General features: G+C 44.8%; 7 protein-coding genes, 16 tRNA genes, 3 rRNA genes and 2 pseudogenes. 7 read left to right on the top strand and 21 right to left on the bottom strand.

Features of this window, described 5'->3' with window-relative positions; genetic code table 11:
- The first annotated feature begins 235 nt into the window (after positions 1-235).
- The 5 genes and pseudogenes from NSQ71_RS15010 to NSQ71_RS15030 form a co-directional block, all read left to right on the top strand.
- Positions 236-652, top strand: coding sequence for a hypothetical protein (locus tag NSQ71_RS15010; RefSeq protein WP_327848253.1), 417 nt, complete (start codon positions 236-238; stop codon positions 650-652).
- A 23-nt stretch (positions 653-675) separates the two neighbouring features.
- Positions 676-1,074 (top strand): hypothetical protein, encoded by a 399-nt coding sequence (locus tag NSQ71_RS15015; RefSeq protein ID WP_117017390.1) that lies wholly within the window; start codon positions 676-678, stop codon positions 1,072-1,074.
- Between the two features lie 79 nt (positions 1,075-1,153).
- A pseudogene (locus NSQ71_RS15020) lies at positions 1,154-2,264 on the top strand (pre-toxin TG domain-containing protein).
- 5 nt (positions 2,265-2,269) lie between these two features.
- Positions 2,270-2,620, top strand: coding sequence for a hypothetical protein (locus NSQ71_RS15025; protein ID WP_029761977.1), 351 nt, complete (start codon positions 2,270-2,272; stop codon positions 2,618-2,620).
- A 100-nt stretch (positions 2,621-2,720) separates the two neighbouring features.
- Positions 2,721-2,918, top strand: a pseudogene (locus NSQ71_RS15030) (tyrosine-type recombinase/integrase); the annotation flags it as partial.
- A 135-nt stretch (positions 2,919-3,053) separates the two neighbouring features.
- On the opposite strand, the gene NSQ71_RS15035 reads toward NSQ71_RS15030, so the two are convergent.
- The 19 genes from NSQ71_RS15035 to NSQ71_RS15125 all read right to left on the bottom strand — a co-directional run bounded on the left by NSQ71_RS15035 (position 3,054) and on the right by NSQ71_RS15125 (position 9,539).
- Positions 3,054-3,137: transfer RNA gene (locus tag NSQ71_RS15035), tRNA-Leu, on the bottom strand.
- 26 nt (positions 3,138-3,163) lie between these two features.
- Positions 3,164-3,252, bottom strand: a tRNA-Leu gene (locus NSQ71_RS15040).
- A 9-nt stretch (positions 3,253-3,261) separates the two neighbouring features.
- Positions 3,262-3,335: transfer RNA gene (locus NSQ71_RS15045), tRNA-Cys, on the bottom strand.
- Between the two features lie 5 nt (positions 3,336-3,340).
- Positions 3,341-3,415, bottom strand: a tRNA-Gly gene (locus NSQ71_RS15050).
- Between the two features lie 16 nt (positions 3,416-3,431).
- Positions 3,432-3,506 (bottom strand) — tRNA-Gln (locus NSQ71_RS15055).
- Between the two features lie 12 nt (positions 3,507-3,518).
- Positions 3,519-3,594 (bottom strand) — tRNA-His (locus NSQ71_RS15060).
- An 11-nt stretch (positions 3,595-3,605) separates the two neighbouring features.
- A tRNA-Trp gene (locus NSQ71_RS15065) sits at positions 3,606-3,679 on the bottom strand.
- Positions 3,680-3,683: 4 nt separating this feature from the next.
- Positions 3,684-3,768, bottom strand: a tRNA-Tyr gene (locus NSQ71_RS15070).
- 12 nt (positions 3,769-3,780) lie between these two features.
- Positions 3,781-3,853, bottom strand: a tRNA-Thr gene (locus NSQ71_RS15075).
- Between the two features lie 16 nt (positions 3,854-3,869).
- A tRNA-Phe gene (locus tag NSQ71_RS15080) sits at positions 3,870-3,945 on the bottom strand.
- 5 nt (positions 3,946-3,950) lie between these two features.
- Positions 3,951-4,026, bottom strand: a tRNA-Asp gene (locus NSQ71_RS15085).
- A 2-nt stretch (positions 4,027-4,028) separates the two neighbouring features.
- Positions 4,029-4,105 (bottom strand) — tRNA-Met (locus tag NSQ71_RS15090).
- A gap of 108 nt (positions 4,106-4,213) precedes the next feature.
- Positions 4,214-4,289, bottom strand: a tRNA-Val gene (locus NSQ71_RS15095).
- A gap of 1 nt (position 4,290) precedes the next feature.
- Positions 4,291-4,365 (bottom strand) — tRNA-Glu (locus tag NSQ71_RS15100).
- Positions 4,366-4,378: 13 nt separating this feature from the next.
- A tRNA-Ser gene (locus NSQ71_RS15105) sits at positions 4,379-4,470 on the bottom strand.
- 3 nt (positions 4,471-4,473) lie between these two features.
- A tRNA-Asn gene (locus NSQ71_RS15110) sits at positions 4,474-4,548 on the bottom strand.
- 113 nt (positions 4,549-4,661) lie between these two features.
- Positions 4,662-4,777 (bottom strand): 5S ribosomal RNA (rrf, locus tag NSQ71_RS15115).
- A 138-nt stretch (positions 4,778-4,915) separates the two neighbouring features.
- Positions 4,916-7,848, bottom strand: a 23S ribosomal RNA gene (locus tag NSQ71_RS15120).
- 138 nt (positions 7,849-7,986) lie between these two features.
- Positions 7,987-9,539: ribosomal RNA gene (locus tag NSQ71_RS15125) — 16S ribosomal RNA — on the bottom strand.
- The 16S, 23S and 5S rRNA genes sit together here with 16 tRNA genes alongside, the layout of an rRNA operon.
- A gap of 286 nt (positions 9,540-9,825) precedes the next feature.
- On the opposite strand from NSQ71_RS15125, the gene NSQ71_RS15130 reads away from it, so the two are divergent.
- Together NSQ71_RS15130 and NSQ71_RS15135 are read left to right on the top strand one after the other, a co-directional pair.
- The gene (locus tag NSQ71_RS15130) at positions 9,826-11,076 is read left to right on the top strand and encodes an IS4 family transposase (protein WP_339192832.1); all 1,251 of its coding nucleotides are present in this window, start codon (positions 9,826-9,828) and stop codon (positions 11,074-11,076) included.
- A 1,225-nt stretch (positions 11,077-12,301) separates the two neighbouring features.
- The gene (locus NSQ71_RS15135; RefSeq protein WP_063386249.1) at positions 12,302-12,664 is read left to right on the top strand and encodes a YgzB family protein; all 363 of its coding nucleotides are present in this window, start codon (positions 12,302-12,304) and stop codon (positions 12,662-12,664) included.
- 24 nt (positions 12,665-12,688) lie between these two features.
- Here NSQ71_RS15135 and perR read toward each other — a convergent pair whose 3' ends face one another.
- Positions 12,689-13,132 carry a peroxide-responsive transcriptional repressor PerR gene (gene perR / locus NSQ71_RS15140; protein ID WP_186439264.1) on the bottom strand — a complete coding sequence of 148 codons (444 nt, stop codon included), beginning with the start codon at positions 13,130-13,132 and terminating at the stop codon, positions 12,689-12,691.
- Positions 13,133-13,377: 245 nt separating this feature from the next.
- Entirely contained in the window at positions 13,378-13,848 is a 471-nt protein-coding gene (bcp, locus tag NSQ71_RS15145; protein ID WP_339197275.1) for a thioredoxin-dependent thiol peroxidase, read from the bottom strand.
- Between the last annotated feature and the right edge of the window lie 26 nt (positions 13,849-13,874).

Here is a 13,874-nt window from a genome sequence, read left to right on the forward strand (position 1 = left end):
CGATAATGGTGGTGTTTAACTTTGCACCGGTTATTTCTTAAATTCGTAAATACAAAAAATCATATTAAAGAAAGCTTATTATGTAAAAAGTTTTTAAGAAGTGGATATCGCAAAGTAATGCAAGGTCTAACTTAGAACAGCTGTATCAAGCATTTCTCATCCAGTGCACCCCAACAATTGACATAGCCTGACCAATCTGAAAAATTCAATCCCTGACCGGCAAATGGGATTTGCCATGGAAGGGATTGAGAACGTTAAAGTTCCGCCCGAAAACACCAATGGATTGGAGAATAAAGTTCGAGCTTATCTGAGTGAGAAGACGGGGGTAAATTTAGGCGGAAGTAAAGCAGGCAACGATGGCGTTGAACTTGGCACTAAGGGTACTGGCAAAACAGTTGATGATTTAATTAAAGTTGCTAAGCCTGGAAGAGCAACAAAAGGAAGAACTATTCAGTATGAGTTATCTGGTGGATTTAGTGAAGCAATGAATGACTTTCACTCGTTGGGACCTAAAATTACTAAGGATACGCCTGACCTCAAAGTCGGTATTTTAAAGGATGGAAGAACAGTTATTGTTAGAAAGAGAAGTAGTGATGGCCGTCCTACACTTGAAATTCAAGATGGCAAGAAGAGAATAAAGTTTCGTTACTAGAAAACAAATATGGAGGAAGTTTTATGGAACAATGGGAAAGATGGATACCGCTAGATGATATACCTTCAACAATTTATAATGATATGCTTTTGGATGGTAAAGATGGTGTTATTTTAGAATTTAGTGATGAAAATGGTGAAAAAAAAGTTGTAGTGAATTTTAAAGAAGGAGTATTATCGTATAGAAATACTGATGAAGGTTCGTTATTAGAAACGCTAAATTATTTAGATCAATATTACGGTACAGATTTTTATAGTGATTGGTCTTTATTTAAAGTTAAAAACTCAGAATATTTGAAATGGTTTCATAAAGAAAGTTGCGGTATATACGAGTCAAGAGAGGTAGAACATTATGTATTTTTAACTTCTAATGATGTAATTGAAATATTATCAATATATCCTCCTAGTATTACGGTAAAGTAATTTTGTTATAGTGTGTGAAGCAAGATTCCCTAATACAACGATAAATAAACAATCCGCTTGAACAAAAAGTTCAAGCGGATTGTTTATTCCTCAAGGAGCACTTCGAATAAACTATATAGAGCAATGCTCTATACAACGCGCGCGGACCTTGCTTTCCCAGGAGATTCCCTCTTTTTGCCATGGAGATTCCCGGCATCGGTTCCGCCGCCATCCGCGAGCTTACAGACGAACTGATTCATTGGCTCGACCGCTATGGAGAAAAGCTGAATGAAGCGGAGGAACTGCTGTATCAGACGGCCGCGTCCATCAGACACAGACAGGCAGACCAAACGCTCGCCGACAACATAAAAGAATTCAGTCTGGAGCTTCTTGGCTGGTATGACTTGCAGCGGTTGTTTGGAGAATACGACCCGATTACTGGAGAACGGATATCCGGATGGGACCGCCTGGTTACGGGAGGAATGTTATTGTTGTCCGTCATTCCTCCAGCCAAAGGGGCAGGAATCGCTGGAAAGGCGGGGATCAAAGGAGCGAAAGCGGCCGGGATAGCAGCGGATGTTTCGAAATTGGTCCCGCAAATGAAATATGTTCTCCGCTATGATAAAATGATGTCTGTCTTTCAAGCGGCGTACCTCCAAGTCGTGAAAGCGCCGATTACCAAAACGCTGCGATATTTTAAGAAGCAATGGGATGACCGTCTTACCAGCGTTTCGTCTGTCCAATGGCAGCCAGCCTTGGCGGGAATTGGTCCAGCGTCCCGCGCATGGATGAGCAAGGCTAAGGAAGAAGTAAAAGAAACTGCGATTAACATGATTGGCAAAACTGGGGATGAGGTGGACGGTAAGGGTACGGGTAAATTTAGTAAGTATGATGTAGGATTATATAAAGAAATAAAAGGTGTACCGAGGTTAGATGCACATCATGTTGGACAAAAAGCAATTATGAAAAAATTCATTCGAAATTATGATCCAAATAATGCACCAGCAATATTAATACCAAAAGCTGGACATACAAGAAAAGGTCCTAGGGGAATAGTTTTGAGAAGTTCAAAAGGAATTGAGAGTGTAAGACAATTATTAGCAAGAGATATAATGGAGTTAAGAAGAGTATATCCAGACATTCCTAATTCTCAACTTCGAAAATTAATTGAATTAAATAAACAATTGTATCCAGAGATGAGAAGGAGATGAGATATATGAATAAAGAAGAGTTTGTTAAACTTTTACATCAGTCAATTATAAAAGAAAATCGTAATTTTTATCGAGATATATTCAATAATACTGATATTAATGAAGTTACAGACCCTTATTGGAAAGAAGCGTTGATGTTTTATTCAGAACTATCAGATAAAAATAAAGAAATATTATTTAAAATAATCGAACAAGTAGAAGTGGATGCTGTATCTAATATTTTAGGGGTGTTAGATGGGGTAGTATCAATAGGAGAAGAGGATATTGAGTTTAAAGTGACAATTAACAATAATAATGAACCAATTAATGGAGATTTACAAGACCTATTTTTGGAGTATGATGAAGAGAATAGGTAACAAGTAATGTTAGACTAAAAGCAGACACAGATTATTATAGTAATAATAGACTAAAAAATGAGGTGTCTACATGACAAAAAACAAAGGCGGTACGATCGGGATTAAGCCAATTACTTGTTATGGCCTTCGCCACACTCACGCATCAATGCTCCTATATAAAGGGGTGAATATTAAATACGTTTCTCGACATCTTGGTCATAAGGACATTGTGACAACATTTCAGACGTATTCACACATTTTGGACGAGATGGAGCAAAAAGAATCCCGTGCAATGGAGGAGCTCTACCATACAAAATAGCCGTGCAAAATTCGTGCAAAATTTTTTCGAATTCTATCGGATTCTTCCGGTTTTCCAAAAAATGAAAAACGACTGCGTTTGCAGTCGTATTAAAGCTTCCACGATTTTTGATCGTGAGATATCGGATACTAATGATGCCGATGGTGGGAGTCGAACCCACACTCCCGCAAGGGAACACGATTTTGAGTCGTGCGCGTCTGCCAGTTCCGCCACATCGGCGTAATGATATTGATGCAATTCCTCACTGGTGCCGAGGACCGGACTTGAACCGGTACGGTAGTCACCTACCGCAGGATTTTAAGTCCTGTGCGTCTGCCAATTCCGCCACCCCGGCTTGTAATAATGGAGGCGGCACCCGGATTCGAACCGGGGATAAAGGTTTTGCAGACCTCTGCCTTACCACTTGGCTATGCCGCCATTATTGGAGCGGAAGACGGGATTCGAACCCGCGACCCCCACCTTGGCAAGGTGGTGTTCTACCACTGAACTACTTCCGCACTTAAATTTAAAAGGTGGCTGGGCTAGCTGGATTCGAACCAGCGCATCACGGAGTCAAAGTCCGTTGCCTTACCGCTTGGCTATAGCCCAATGATATTAATATGGGGCGACTGATGGGAATCGAACCCACGAATGCCAGAGCCACAATCTGGTGCGTTAACCACTTCGCCACAGTCGCCATCTTATAAATGGCAGGGGCAGTAGGAATCGAACCCACACCGGAGGTTTTGGAGACCTCTGTTCTACCGTTAAACTATGCCCCTATCATGGTGGAGGGGGACGGATTCGAACCGCCGAACCCTAAGGGAGCGGATTTACAGTCCGCCGCGTTTAGCCACTTCGCTACCCCTCCGATTGTAAAAAATGCCGGCGAGAGGAATCGAACCCCCAACCTACTGATTACAAGTCAGTTGCTCTACCAATTGAGCTACACCGGCATATGTATACATATAATGGTGGCTCGGGACGGAATCGAACCGCCGACACAAGGATTTTCAGTCCTTTGCTCTACCGACTGAGCTACCGAGCCTTTTATGGCGGTCCCGACGGGAATCGAACCCGCGATCTCCTGCGTGACAGGCAGGCATGTTAACCGCTACACTACGGGACCATTGGTTGCGGGGGCAGGATTTGAACCTGCGACCTTCGGGTTATGAGCCCGACGAGCTACCGGACTGCTCCACCCCGCGCCGATAAAACAATAAACACTCTTCACACAAAAATTATGTATACATATCATAACATGCTGTGGCCCTAGCGCCGAAATTCATTAATATTCATTTTATTTACTATGTACATGGTGGAGGATGACGGGATCGAACCGCCGACCCCTTGCTTGTAAGGCAAGTGCTCTCCCAGCTGAGCTAATCCTCCATGGTGACCCGTACGGGATTCGAACCCGTGTTACCGCCGTGAAAGGGCGGTGTCTTAACCACTTGACCAACGGGCCAAAAATTTCATTCTGGCGGAGAGCAAGGGATTCGAACCCTTGAGACGGCGTTGACCGTCTACACGATTTCCAATCGTGCTCCTTCGACCACTCGGACAGCTCTCCAAATGGCTCCGCAGGCAGGATTCGAACCTGCGACCGTTCGGTTAACAGCCGAATGCTCTACCACTGAGCTACTGCGGAATGTAAAAGAAGACTAGCTGATGTTACTATTATGTAGAATGCCTCATTTTCTATAGGCTGAATCAAATTTGAAAGAAATAAACTTACAACTTCTTTTCTATTGTAAAGTGATTGCCTGGCAGCGTCCTACTCTCACAAGGGATAGACCCTCACTACCATCGGCGCTGAAGAGCTTAACTTCCGTGTTCGGGATGGGAACGGGTGTGACCTCTTCGCCATTGCCACCAAGCAAATTATTGTATTCATTTGTTCCATTCAGTGGATAGACAACTACTATTATAACTTTTTGACCGTAGTTGTCAATTCCTTTTTGAACATGATTCTTTCAAAACTAGATAACGGTTCCTTCACGAATAGATGCTCCTACTTGGTTAAGTCCTCGATCGATTAGTATCCGTCAGCTCCACGTGTCACCACGCTTCCACCTCGGACCTATCTACCTCGTCATCTTCAAGGGATCTTACTCGCTTATCGCGATGGGAAATCTCATCTTGAGGGGGGCTTCACGCTTAGATGCTTTCAGCGCTTATCCCTTCCGCACATAGCTACCCAGCGATGCCCCTGGCGGGACAACTGGTACACCAGCGGTGCGTCCATCCCGGTCCTCTCGTACTAAGGACAGCTCCTCTCAAATTTCCTGCGCCCGCGACGGATAGGGACCGAACTGTCTCACGACGTTCTGAACCCAGCTCGCGTACCGCTTTAATGGGCGAACAGCCCAACCCTTGGGACCGACTACAGCCCCAGGATGCGATGAGCCGACATCGAGGTGCCAAACCTCCCCGTCGATGTGGACTCTTGGGGGAGATCAGCCTGTTATCCCCGGGGTAGCTTTTATCCGTTGAGCGATGGCCCTTCCATGCGGAACCACCGGATCACTAAGCCCGACTTTCGTCCCTGCTCGACTTGTAGGTCTCGCAGTCAAGCTCCCTTCTGCCTTTGCACTCTCCGAATGATTTCCAACCATTCTGAGGGAACCTTTGGGCGCCTCCGTTACCTTTTAGGAGGCGACCGCCCCAGTCAAACTGCCCACCTGACACTGTCTCCCGCCCCGATCAGGGGCGCGGGTTAGAATGTCAGTACAGCCAGGGTAGTATCCCACCGTCGCCTCAGCGCAAGCTGGCGCTCACGCGTCTCTGGCTCCTACCTATCCTGTACAAGCTGTACCCACATTCAATATCAGGCTGCAGTAAAGCTCCACGGGGTCTTTCCGTCCTGTCGCGGGTAACCTGCATCTTCACAGGTACTATAATTTCACCGAGTCTCTCGTTGAGACAGTGCCCAGATCGTTACGCCTTTCGTGCGGGTCGGAACTTACCCGACAAGGAATTTCGCTACCTTAGGACCGTTATAGTTACGGCCGCCGTTTACTGGGGCTTCGGTTCGCACCTTCGCTTTTCGCTAAGCGCTCCCCTTAACCTTCCAGCACCGGGCAGGCGTCAGCCCCTATACTTCACCTTACGGTTTCGCAGAGACCTGTGTTTTTGCTAAACAGTCGCCTGGGCCTTTTCACTGCGGCTCATCATGGCTTATCACCTTGATGAGCACCCCTTCTCCCGAAGTTACGGGGTCATTTTGCCGAGTTCCTTAACGAGAGTTCTCTCGCTCACCTTAGGATTCTCTCCTCGCCTACCTGTGTCGGTTTGCGGTACGGGCACCTCTCACCTCGCTAGAGGCTTTTCTTGGCAGTGTGGAATCGGGAACTTCGGTACTTCCTTTCCCTCGCCATCACAGCTCAAGCACACGGCAAGCGGATTTGCCTGCTTGCCAGCCCTAACTGCTTGGACGCGCACATCCAGCCGCGCGCTTGCCCTATCCTCCTGCGTCCCCCCATTGCTCAAACGGTGAGGAGGTGGTACAGGAATATCAACCTGTTGTCCATCACCTACGCCTTTCGGCCTCGGCTTAGGTCCCGACTAACCCTGAGCGGACGAGCCTTCCTCAGGAAACCTTAGGCTTTCGGCGGAGGGGATTCTCACCCCTCTTTCGCTACTCATACCGGCATTCTCACTTCTAAGCGCTCCACCGGTCCTTCCGGTCCGGCTTCGATGCCCTTAGAACGCTCTCCTACCGCTGACACCAACGGTGTCAACCCGCAGCTTCGGTGATACGTTTAGCCCCGGTACATTTTCGGCGCAGAGCCACTCGACCAGTGAGCTATTACGCACTCTTTAAATGGTGGCTGCTTCTAAGCCAACATCCTGGTTGTCTAAGCAGCTCCACATCCTTTTCCACTTAACGTATACTTTGGGACCTTAGCTGGCGGTCTGGGCTGTTTCCCTTTTGACCACGGATCTTATCACTCGCAGTCTGACTCCCAAGGATAAGTCATTGGCATTCGGAGTTTGACTGAATTCGGTAACCCGATGGGGGCCCCTCGTCCAATCAGTGCTCTACCTCCAAGACTCTTCCCTTGAGGCTAGCCCTAAAGCTATTTCGGAGAGAACCAGCTATCTCCAAGTTCGATTGGCATTTCACCCCTACCCACACCTCATCCCCGCACTTTTCAACGTGCGTGGGTTCGGGCCTCCAGCAAGTGTTACCTTGCCTTCACCCTGGACATGGGTAGATCACCTGGTTTCGGGTCTGCGACCTCGTACTATTTCGCCCTCTTCAGACTCGCTTTCGCTGCGGCTCCGCCTTTCGGCTTAACCTTGCACGAAATCGCAACTCGCCGGTTCATTCTACAAAAGGCACGCCATCACCCGTTAACGGGCTCTGACTACTTGTAGGCACACGGTTTCAGGTTCTCTTTCACTCCCCTCCCGGGGTGCTTTTCACCTTTCCCTCACGGTACTGGTTCACTATCGGTCACTAGGGAGTATTTAGCCTTGGGAGATGGTCCTCCCTGCTTCCGACGGGATTTCACGTGTCCCGCCGTACTCAGGATCCACTCGGGAGGGAACGGAGTTTCGACTACAGGGTTGTTACCTTCTCTGACGGGCCTTTCCAGACCTCTTCGTCTACCCCGTTCCTTTGTCACTCCTTAATCGAGTGTCCTACAACCCCAAGAGGCACGCCTCTTGGTTTGGGCTGTTCCCGTTTCGCTCGCCGCTACTCAGGGAATCGCTGTTGCTTTCTCTTCCTCCGGGTACTTAGATGTTTCAGTTCCCCGGGTTGCCCTCCATACCCTATGGATTCAGGTATGGATACTGCCCCATTACGGGCAGTGGGTTCCCCCATTCGGACATCTCCGGATCGACGCTTACTTACAGCTCCCCGAAGCATTTCGGTGTTTGTCCCGTCCTTCATCGGCTCCTAGTGCCAAGGCATCCACCGTGCGCCCTTTCTAACTTAACCGTTTCTTCCTAACATGAGCGATCTATTCGTGAATGTCTTTCCGTTATCCAGTTTTCAAAGAACAATCAAGAAGGATATGATCCTTCAAAACTAAACAAAACGGAAAAGCGCACCCTATTTCAATGTATATATCCTTAGAAAGGAGGTGATCCAGCCGCACCTTCCGATACGGCTACCTTGTTACGACTTCACCCCAATCATTTGTCCCACCTTCGGCGGCTGGCTCCCGTAAGGGTTACCCCACCGACTTCGGGTGTTACAAACTCTCGTGGTGTGACGGGCGGTGTGTACAAGACCCGGGAACGTATTCACCGCGGCATGCTGATCCGCGATTACTAGCGATTCCGGCTTCATGCAGGCGAGTTGCAGCCTGCAATCCGAACTGAGAGTGGTTTTTTGGGATTCGCTCCACCTCGCGGTTTCGCTGCCCTTTGTACCACCCATTGTAGCACGTGTGTAGCCCAGGTCATAAGGGGCATGATGATTTGACGTCATCCCCACCTTCCTCCGACTTTTAGCCGGCAGTCACCTTAGAGTGCCCAACTGAATGCTGGCAACTAAGGTCAAGGGTTGCGCTCGTTGCGGGACTTAACCCAACATCTCACGACACGAGCTGACGACAACCATGCACCACCTGTCACCCTGTCCCCGAAAGGGGAACGCCCTATCTCTAGGGTTGTCAGGGGATGTCAAGACCTGGTAAGGTTCTTCGCGTTGCTTCGAATTAAACCACATGCTCCACCGCTTGTGCGGGTCCCCGTCAATTCCTTTGAGTTTCAGCCTTGCGGCCGTACTCCCCAGGCGGAGTGCTTAATGCGTTTGCTGCAGCACTAAAGGGTGGATACCCTCTAACACTTAGCACTCATCGTTTACGGCGTGGACTACCAGGGTATCTAATCCTGTTCGCTCCCCACGCTTTCGCGCCTCAGCGTCAGTTACAGGCCAGAGAGCCGCCTTCGCCACTGGTGTTCCTCCACATCTCTACGCATTTCACCGCTACACGTGGAATTCCGCTCCCCTCTCCTGCACTCAAGTTCCCCAGTTTCCAATGGCCGCTCGCGGTTGAGCCGCGAGATTTCACATCAGACTTAAGGAACCGCCTGCGCGCGCTTTACGCCCAATAATTCCGGACAACGCTTGCCACCTACGTATTACCGCGGCTGCTGGCACGTAGTTAGCCGTGGCTTCCTCGTCAGGTACCGTCAAGGTACCGCCCTGTTCGAACGGCACTTGTTCTTCCCTGACAACAGAGCTTTACGATCCGAAGACCTTCTTCGCTCACGCGGCGTTGCTCCGTCAGACTTTCGTCCATTGCGGAAGATTCCCTACTGCTGCCTCCCGTAGGAGTCTGGGCCGTGTCTCAGTCCCAGTGTGGCCGGTCACCCTCTCAGGTCGGCTACGCATCGTCGCCTTGGTGAGCCGTTACCTCACCAACTAGCTAATGCGCCGCGGGCCCATCCTGCAGTGACAGCTAAAAGCCGCCTTTCAACCGAAAACCATGCGGTTTTCGGTGTTATCCGGTATTAGCTCCGGTTTCCCGAAGTTATCCCAGTCTGCAGGGCAGGTTGCCCACGTGTTACTCACCCGTCCGCCGCTAACCTAAAGGAGCAAGCTCCTTCGGTTCGCTCGACTTGCATGTATTAGGCACGCCGCCAGCGTTCGTCCTGAGCCAGGATCAAACTCTCCAAAAAAAGTTTGTTACCAAATGCTCTTTTAGAATCAACAGGCACGCTTTTCGTTTTGTTCAGTTTTCAAAGATCATTTCCGATCAGGTTTTTTATTCTAGCAGATAAATGAAGTTATGTCAACAATCGGAATAAAATTTTTAAACTTACATTTACAGTAGCATTGCATTAAGTTAATTTTAATTTGTCAAGCCCAATTTTATGTTAAATTTCATCTTTTTGGATATAAAAAAACTCCTTATAATTAGGATTGGCAGTCCTATCCAAATCCTAAGAATAAGGAGAAACCATTATGGATAAGAATACCACAGAATCCACAATAAATGAACTATTTAAAGAGATCGATCCAATAACTTTTTCAAAACTAATTAATGTGATTGACGTTGACAAATACATTAAAAAATTAACGGCGTATAAGTTTTTACAACTTTGTATCATCGCTCAGTTAAACGAATTGGAAAGCTTAACAAAATTGGCCAAACATTTGAAAGACAAGGAAGAGTTGCAGACATATCTGGAATTTGATGCAATTAGTACTTCGCAACTTTCTCGCAAATTAGGCCAATTATCCCCTCAACTGTTTGAAAAAGTATTTAAATATCTGGTCTTAAAGATCCAAGGGCAAATGAAAAATGCCCCGATCATCCGAAACATTGGTCGTCTTCTGGTCATTGATTCTACCACGATGAGCATGAGTTTGAGCCAATATCCATGGGCAACTTTTCGTAAGACAAAGGCTGGTGTTCGACTCCATTTAAAGGTTGTTGTAACGAAGGATATCACTGTTCCGGATCAAGGGATTATCTTACCCGCGAAACATGCCGATCGCACACAGATGGACGAACTCATTGAAATCGATCCAAATGCGATTTACTTGTTTGATCGAGGGTATGTCGATTACAAACAGTTCGACCGCTTATGCCGAGAAGGGGTGCGATTCATTACCCGGCTTAAAAAGAACGCAGAGATTGAAGTTTTATCGGAACGGATTCCCAATCCAGAACGTTTGATTTATAGGGATCAGATTGTCATTTTAGGAAATGACCGTAATCATACCAAAATGACTCATCCTCTCCGATTGATCGAAACGGTCGACAGCGAAGGGAATCCCGTGATCATCATAACCAATTGCTTTGATCTTTCTGCGGAAGAGATTGCAGATTTATACCGATATCGCTGGAAGATAGAGACCTTCTTTAAATGGATGAAACAGCACCTTAAGATAAAAAGATTTTATGGAAAAAGTCAAAATGCCGTTTACAATCAAATTTGGATCGCCCTAATCACCTATTGCTTACAGGCCATGCTCCAATTAAAAGTGAATCACGATGGTCCTTTATTAGAGATCAAGCGAACTTTACAGAATCTGCTTTTTAAAGGTTTTGACTGTTTTGTTCGCTCCCTTTTTAAAAAGCCAATTCGAACGTCCAACGGTCGGAAAAAATACCATTGGGAAAAAGATTTTGAAACCATCGTGTACCAATTTGAAGAAGGGGAGGTGGAACACCTAGACGATTTAGTTTATGATCCAATGTTTCTGTAATATATTACCAAATTGTGGAAATGGACTGCCGATTAAGACGTCATTGTCCTTTTAAGCTTGCTTAGAAAGATTGTATGTCTGAATATTCAGTTACATGAAATAACTGGAATTTTTATTGAGCTTGACAAACATTAAATTTTTTTATGCAACGCTACTGTTACATTTATAGATTATTTTGCTGTTTCGAAGATTATTCATCTTTTCAACAGCGACGCTTTATAATATATCATCATGAAATTTTAGTGTCAACACTTTTTTTAAAAAATATCAATAAAAACTGCCAACGCCTGTTCCTTTGATTCTAAACAACTGAATCCGCTCGATTAAATATTCCAGCAGCACACTTAATCCGCAAAATACAGTCTGACTTTAAGGTGTTCAAATAACTCGGAAAAACATTTTTTGAGCCGCACAGAAATCAGCTATTGAACGGATTAGACAGCCAAACGCAATATAAAAATAATTTGAAACGTTTTTATACTGCCCTTTATCATATTCAATTAATTCAATTATTTATACAGCTTGGTTTACTTGAGCACATATAGCAACCAGAAACCGATCACTTCCGGTCTTTACAAGTGATGCAGTGCAGCAACAATATGATTATATGCTTCAAAGATATCGTTTTGCATCAACAATGCTTTTCCTTTAGCCAACACTGTCTAATTAATTTTGCAAATTCAACTGAATTTTTCCACTTTCTCTCTTCTGGTTGAGTTCCTGATTATCTTCGACGATGGTAACTTTTCCGCCCCGAAATGGTAATGTATTTTAACGCTCGATTCAGATCGGAAAGATACTCGTTCCAGTCAAACAATATTTTTCCATTATTTAAACATCAGTCGATAATTCTCCGGCTACTGCCTAAAAAATTTGTTGCTATATTGAGTGCTGCCTTTTCATTAAGTAATCCATAATATTTTATAATCAAAGGTTTATCGGAGGTTTGTATAAACAACAGCAGCAAAGCAAAGGCCAAATAATCGGATTGCAGAGAAGCAGCATTCTTTTTCTATTAAATAATACAGCTAATGTATCTGGATGGCGAGTCCTTTCTTTAAGTGTATATAGATTCGCTGCAAATCATTTATTCATCCGCTGTCTGAATAAAACACATTAAACAAAAGCTTCTATAAATAAAAAAAGAAATACTGTTAGCAATTGGCCGTTCTGTGACGAAAAAAAAGTGAAAATATGCTATAGTAGTGTTCAGGAGGTTTGTACAATGGCTAAAAAATATACAAGCAAAATAAATAAAATCCGCACTTTTGCCTTAAGTTTAGTATTTGTTGGTTTTATCATTATGTACATAGGCATCTTTTTCAGAGAACATGTATGGGTCATGACCATTTTCATGCTGCTTGGTTTATTATCCATCATCGGAAGTACTGTCGTCTATTTCTGGATCGGGATGCTATCGACGAGAGCTGTTCAAGTTGTATGTCCTTCATGCGGGAAAGTGACAAAAATGCTCGGTCGTGTGGATATGTGCATGTATTGCAGAGAGCCTTTGACTCTTGATAAAGAGCTTGAAGGCAAAGAATTCGACGAAAAGTACAATCGTAAATCAAGGAAAAGAGAAAGCTGATAGTTTGTTTTCCTACCAGCTTTCTCAGTGCATATTTTTTTCTTTTTGCTGACATGCAGGGCATTTCCCGTATATTTCCATTCGGTGGTGGCTAACTTTAAAGTTCGTTACATGCTCTGCAAGATCCTCCACCTCGTCTAAACCTGGATAATGGAAATCAACGATTTTTCCGCATTCCTCGCAAATGACATGATAATGCTCCGTTGTCACAAAATCGAATCGACTAGATGCATCGCCATACGTTAATTCTTTTACCAGTCCAACTTCACGAAATACCCGAAGGTTGTTATAAACAGTTGCAACACTCATGTTTGGAAACTTACCTTCTAACGCTTTATATATATCATCAGCAGTTGGATGATTCATTGAATTAACTAAATACTCCAAAATCGCATGACGCTGCGGAGTGATGCGGACTCCCGTTTGTTTTAAAATTTCAAGAGCTTCCTTTAACGTATTGTCTGACATCGCCATGCACCTCATTTCTTGAAAACATTCTTATTTTGTATCATTATTACTTTATAATATTTATAATTAGTGTACATTGATTATAAGACTTTTGTCAATGGGAGCGTTTAATTTAGTAGAACATTTTATCTATCCATTGAAAAAATGCACCAATTTAAGAAAAAGATTTTCGCTTTTGCACGGGAAAAAGCGGGCACAAATGCCCGCCTTGACAACATAGGGTGAACAGAGCAAATCATTTGCTGTCATTCTTCTCTATTTTGAATAAATGTGAGGGCTTCTTCAACATGTCCTTTCACTTTTACTTTTCGCCATTCTTTCACTAATATTCCTTGTTTGTCTATAATAAAAGTAGATCGTTCGATTCCCATGTATTCTTTTCCAAAGTTTTTCTTTAATTTCCATACTCCGTATTGTTCCGCAACTTTATGATCTTCATCAACGAGAAGCAAAAAAGGGAGCCCGTGCTTCTCTTTAAATTTTTGATGTCGTTCCTGCGGATCAGGGCTTACTCCTAAAATGACGGCATCAAGCTCTTGAAAGCTTTCATATTTATTGCGAAAATCGCACGCTTCCGTTGTGCATCCCGGAGTCATATCTTTCGGGTAAAAATACAGCACTACATATTTTCCTTTAAAATCAGAAAGTTTTACTTTTTCTCCAGTGTCAGCAGTCAGCTCAAAATCTGGTGCAGGCTTTCCCACTTCAGCTGCCATATCTAATCCCTCCAGTTGTTCATTTT

It is taken from the genome of Aeribacillus sp. FSL M8-0235 (assembly GCF_038000355.1).
In the GTDB taxonomy this organism is placed as follows: domain Bacteria; phylum Bacillota; class Bacilli; order Bacillales; family Aeribacillaceae; genus Aeribacillus; species Aeribacillus composti.

Coding starts and splice junctions, on each gene's coding strand:
- NSQ71_RS15010 (WP_327848253.1), top strand. CDS start 236: ATGGAAGGGATTGAGAACGTTAAAGTTCCGCCCGAAAACACCAATGGA.
- NSQ71_RS15015 (WP_117017390.1), top strand. CDS start 676: ATGGAACAATGGGAAAGATGGATACCGCTAGATGATATACCTTCAACA.
- NSQ71_RS15025 (WP_029761977.1), top strand. CDS start 2,270: ATGAATAAAGAAGAGTTTGTTAAACTTTTACATCAGTCAATTATAAAA.
- NSQ71_RS15130 (WP_339192832.1), top strand. CDS start 9,826: ATGGATAAGAATACCACAGAATCCACAATAAATGAACTATTTAAAGAG.
- NSQ71_RS15135 (WP_063386249.1), top strand. CDS start 12,302: ATGGCTAAAAAATATACAAGCAAAATAAATAAAATCCGCACTTTTGCC.
- perR (WP_186439264.1), bottom strand. CDS start 13,132: ATGTCAGACAATACGTTAAAGGAAGCTCTTGAAATTTTAAAACAAACG.
- bcp (WP_339197275.1), bottom strand. CDS start 13,848: ATGGCAGCTGAAGTGGGAAAGCCTGCACCAGATTTTGAGCTGACTGCT.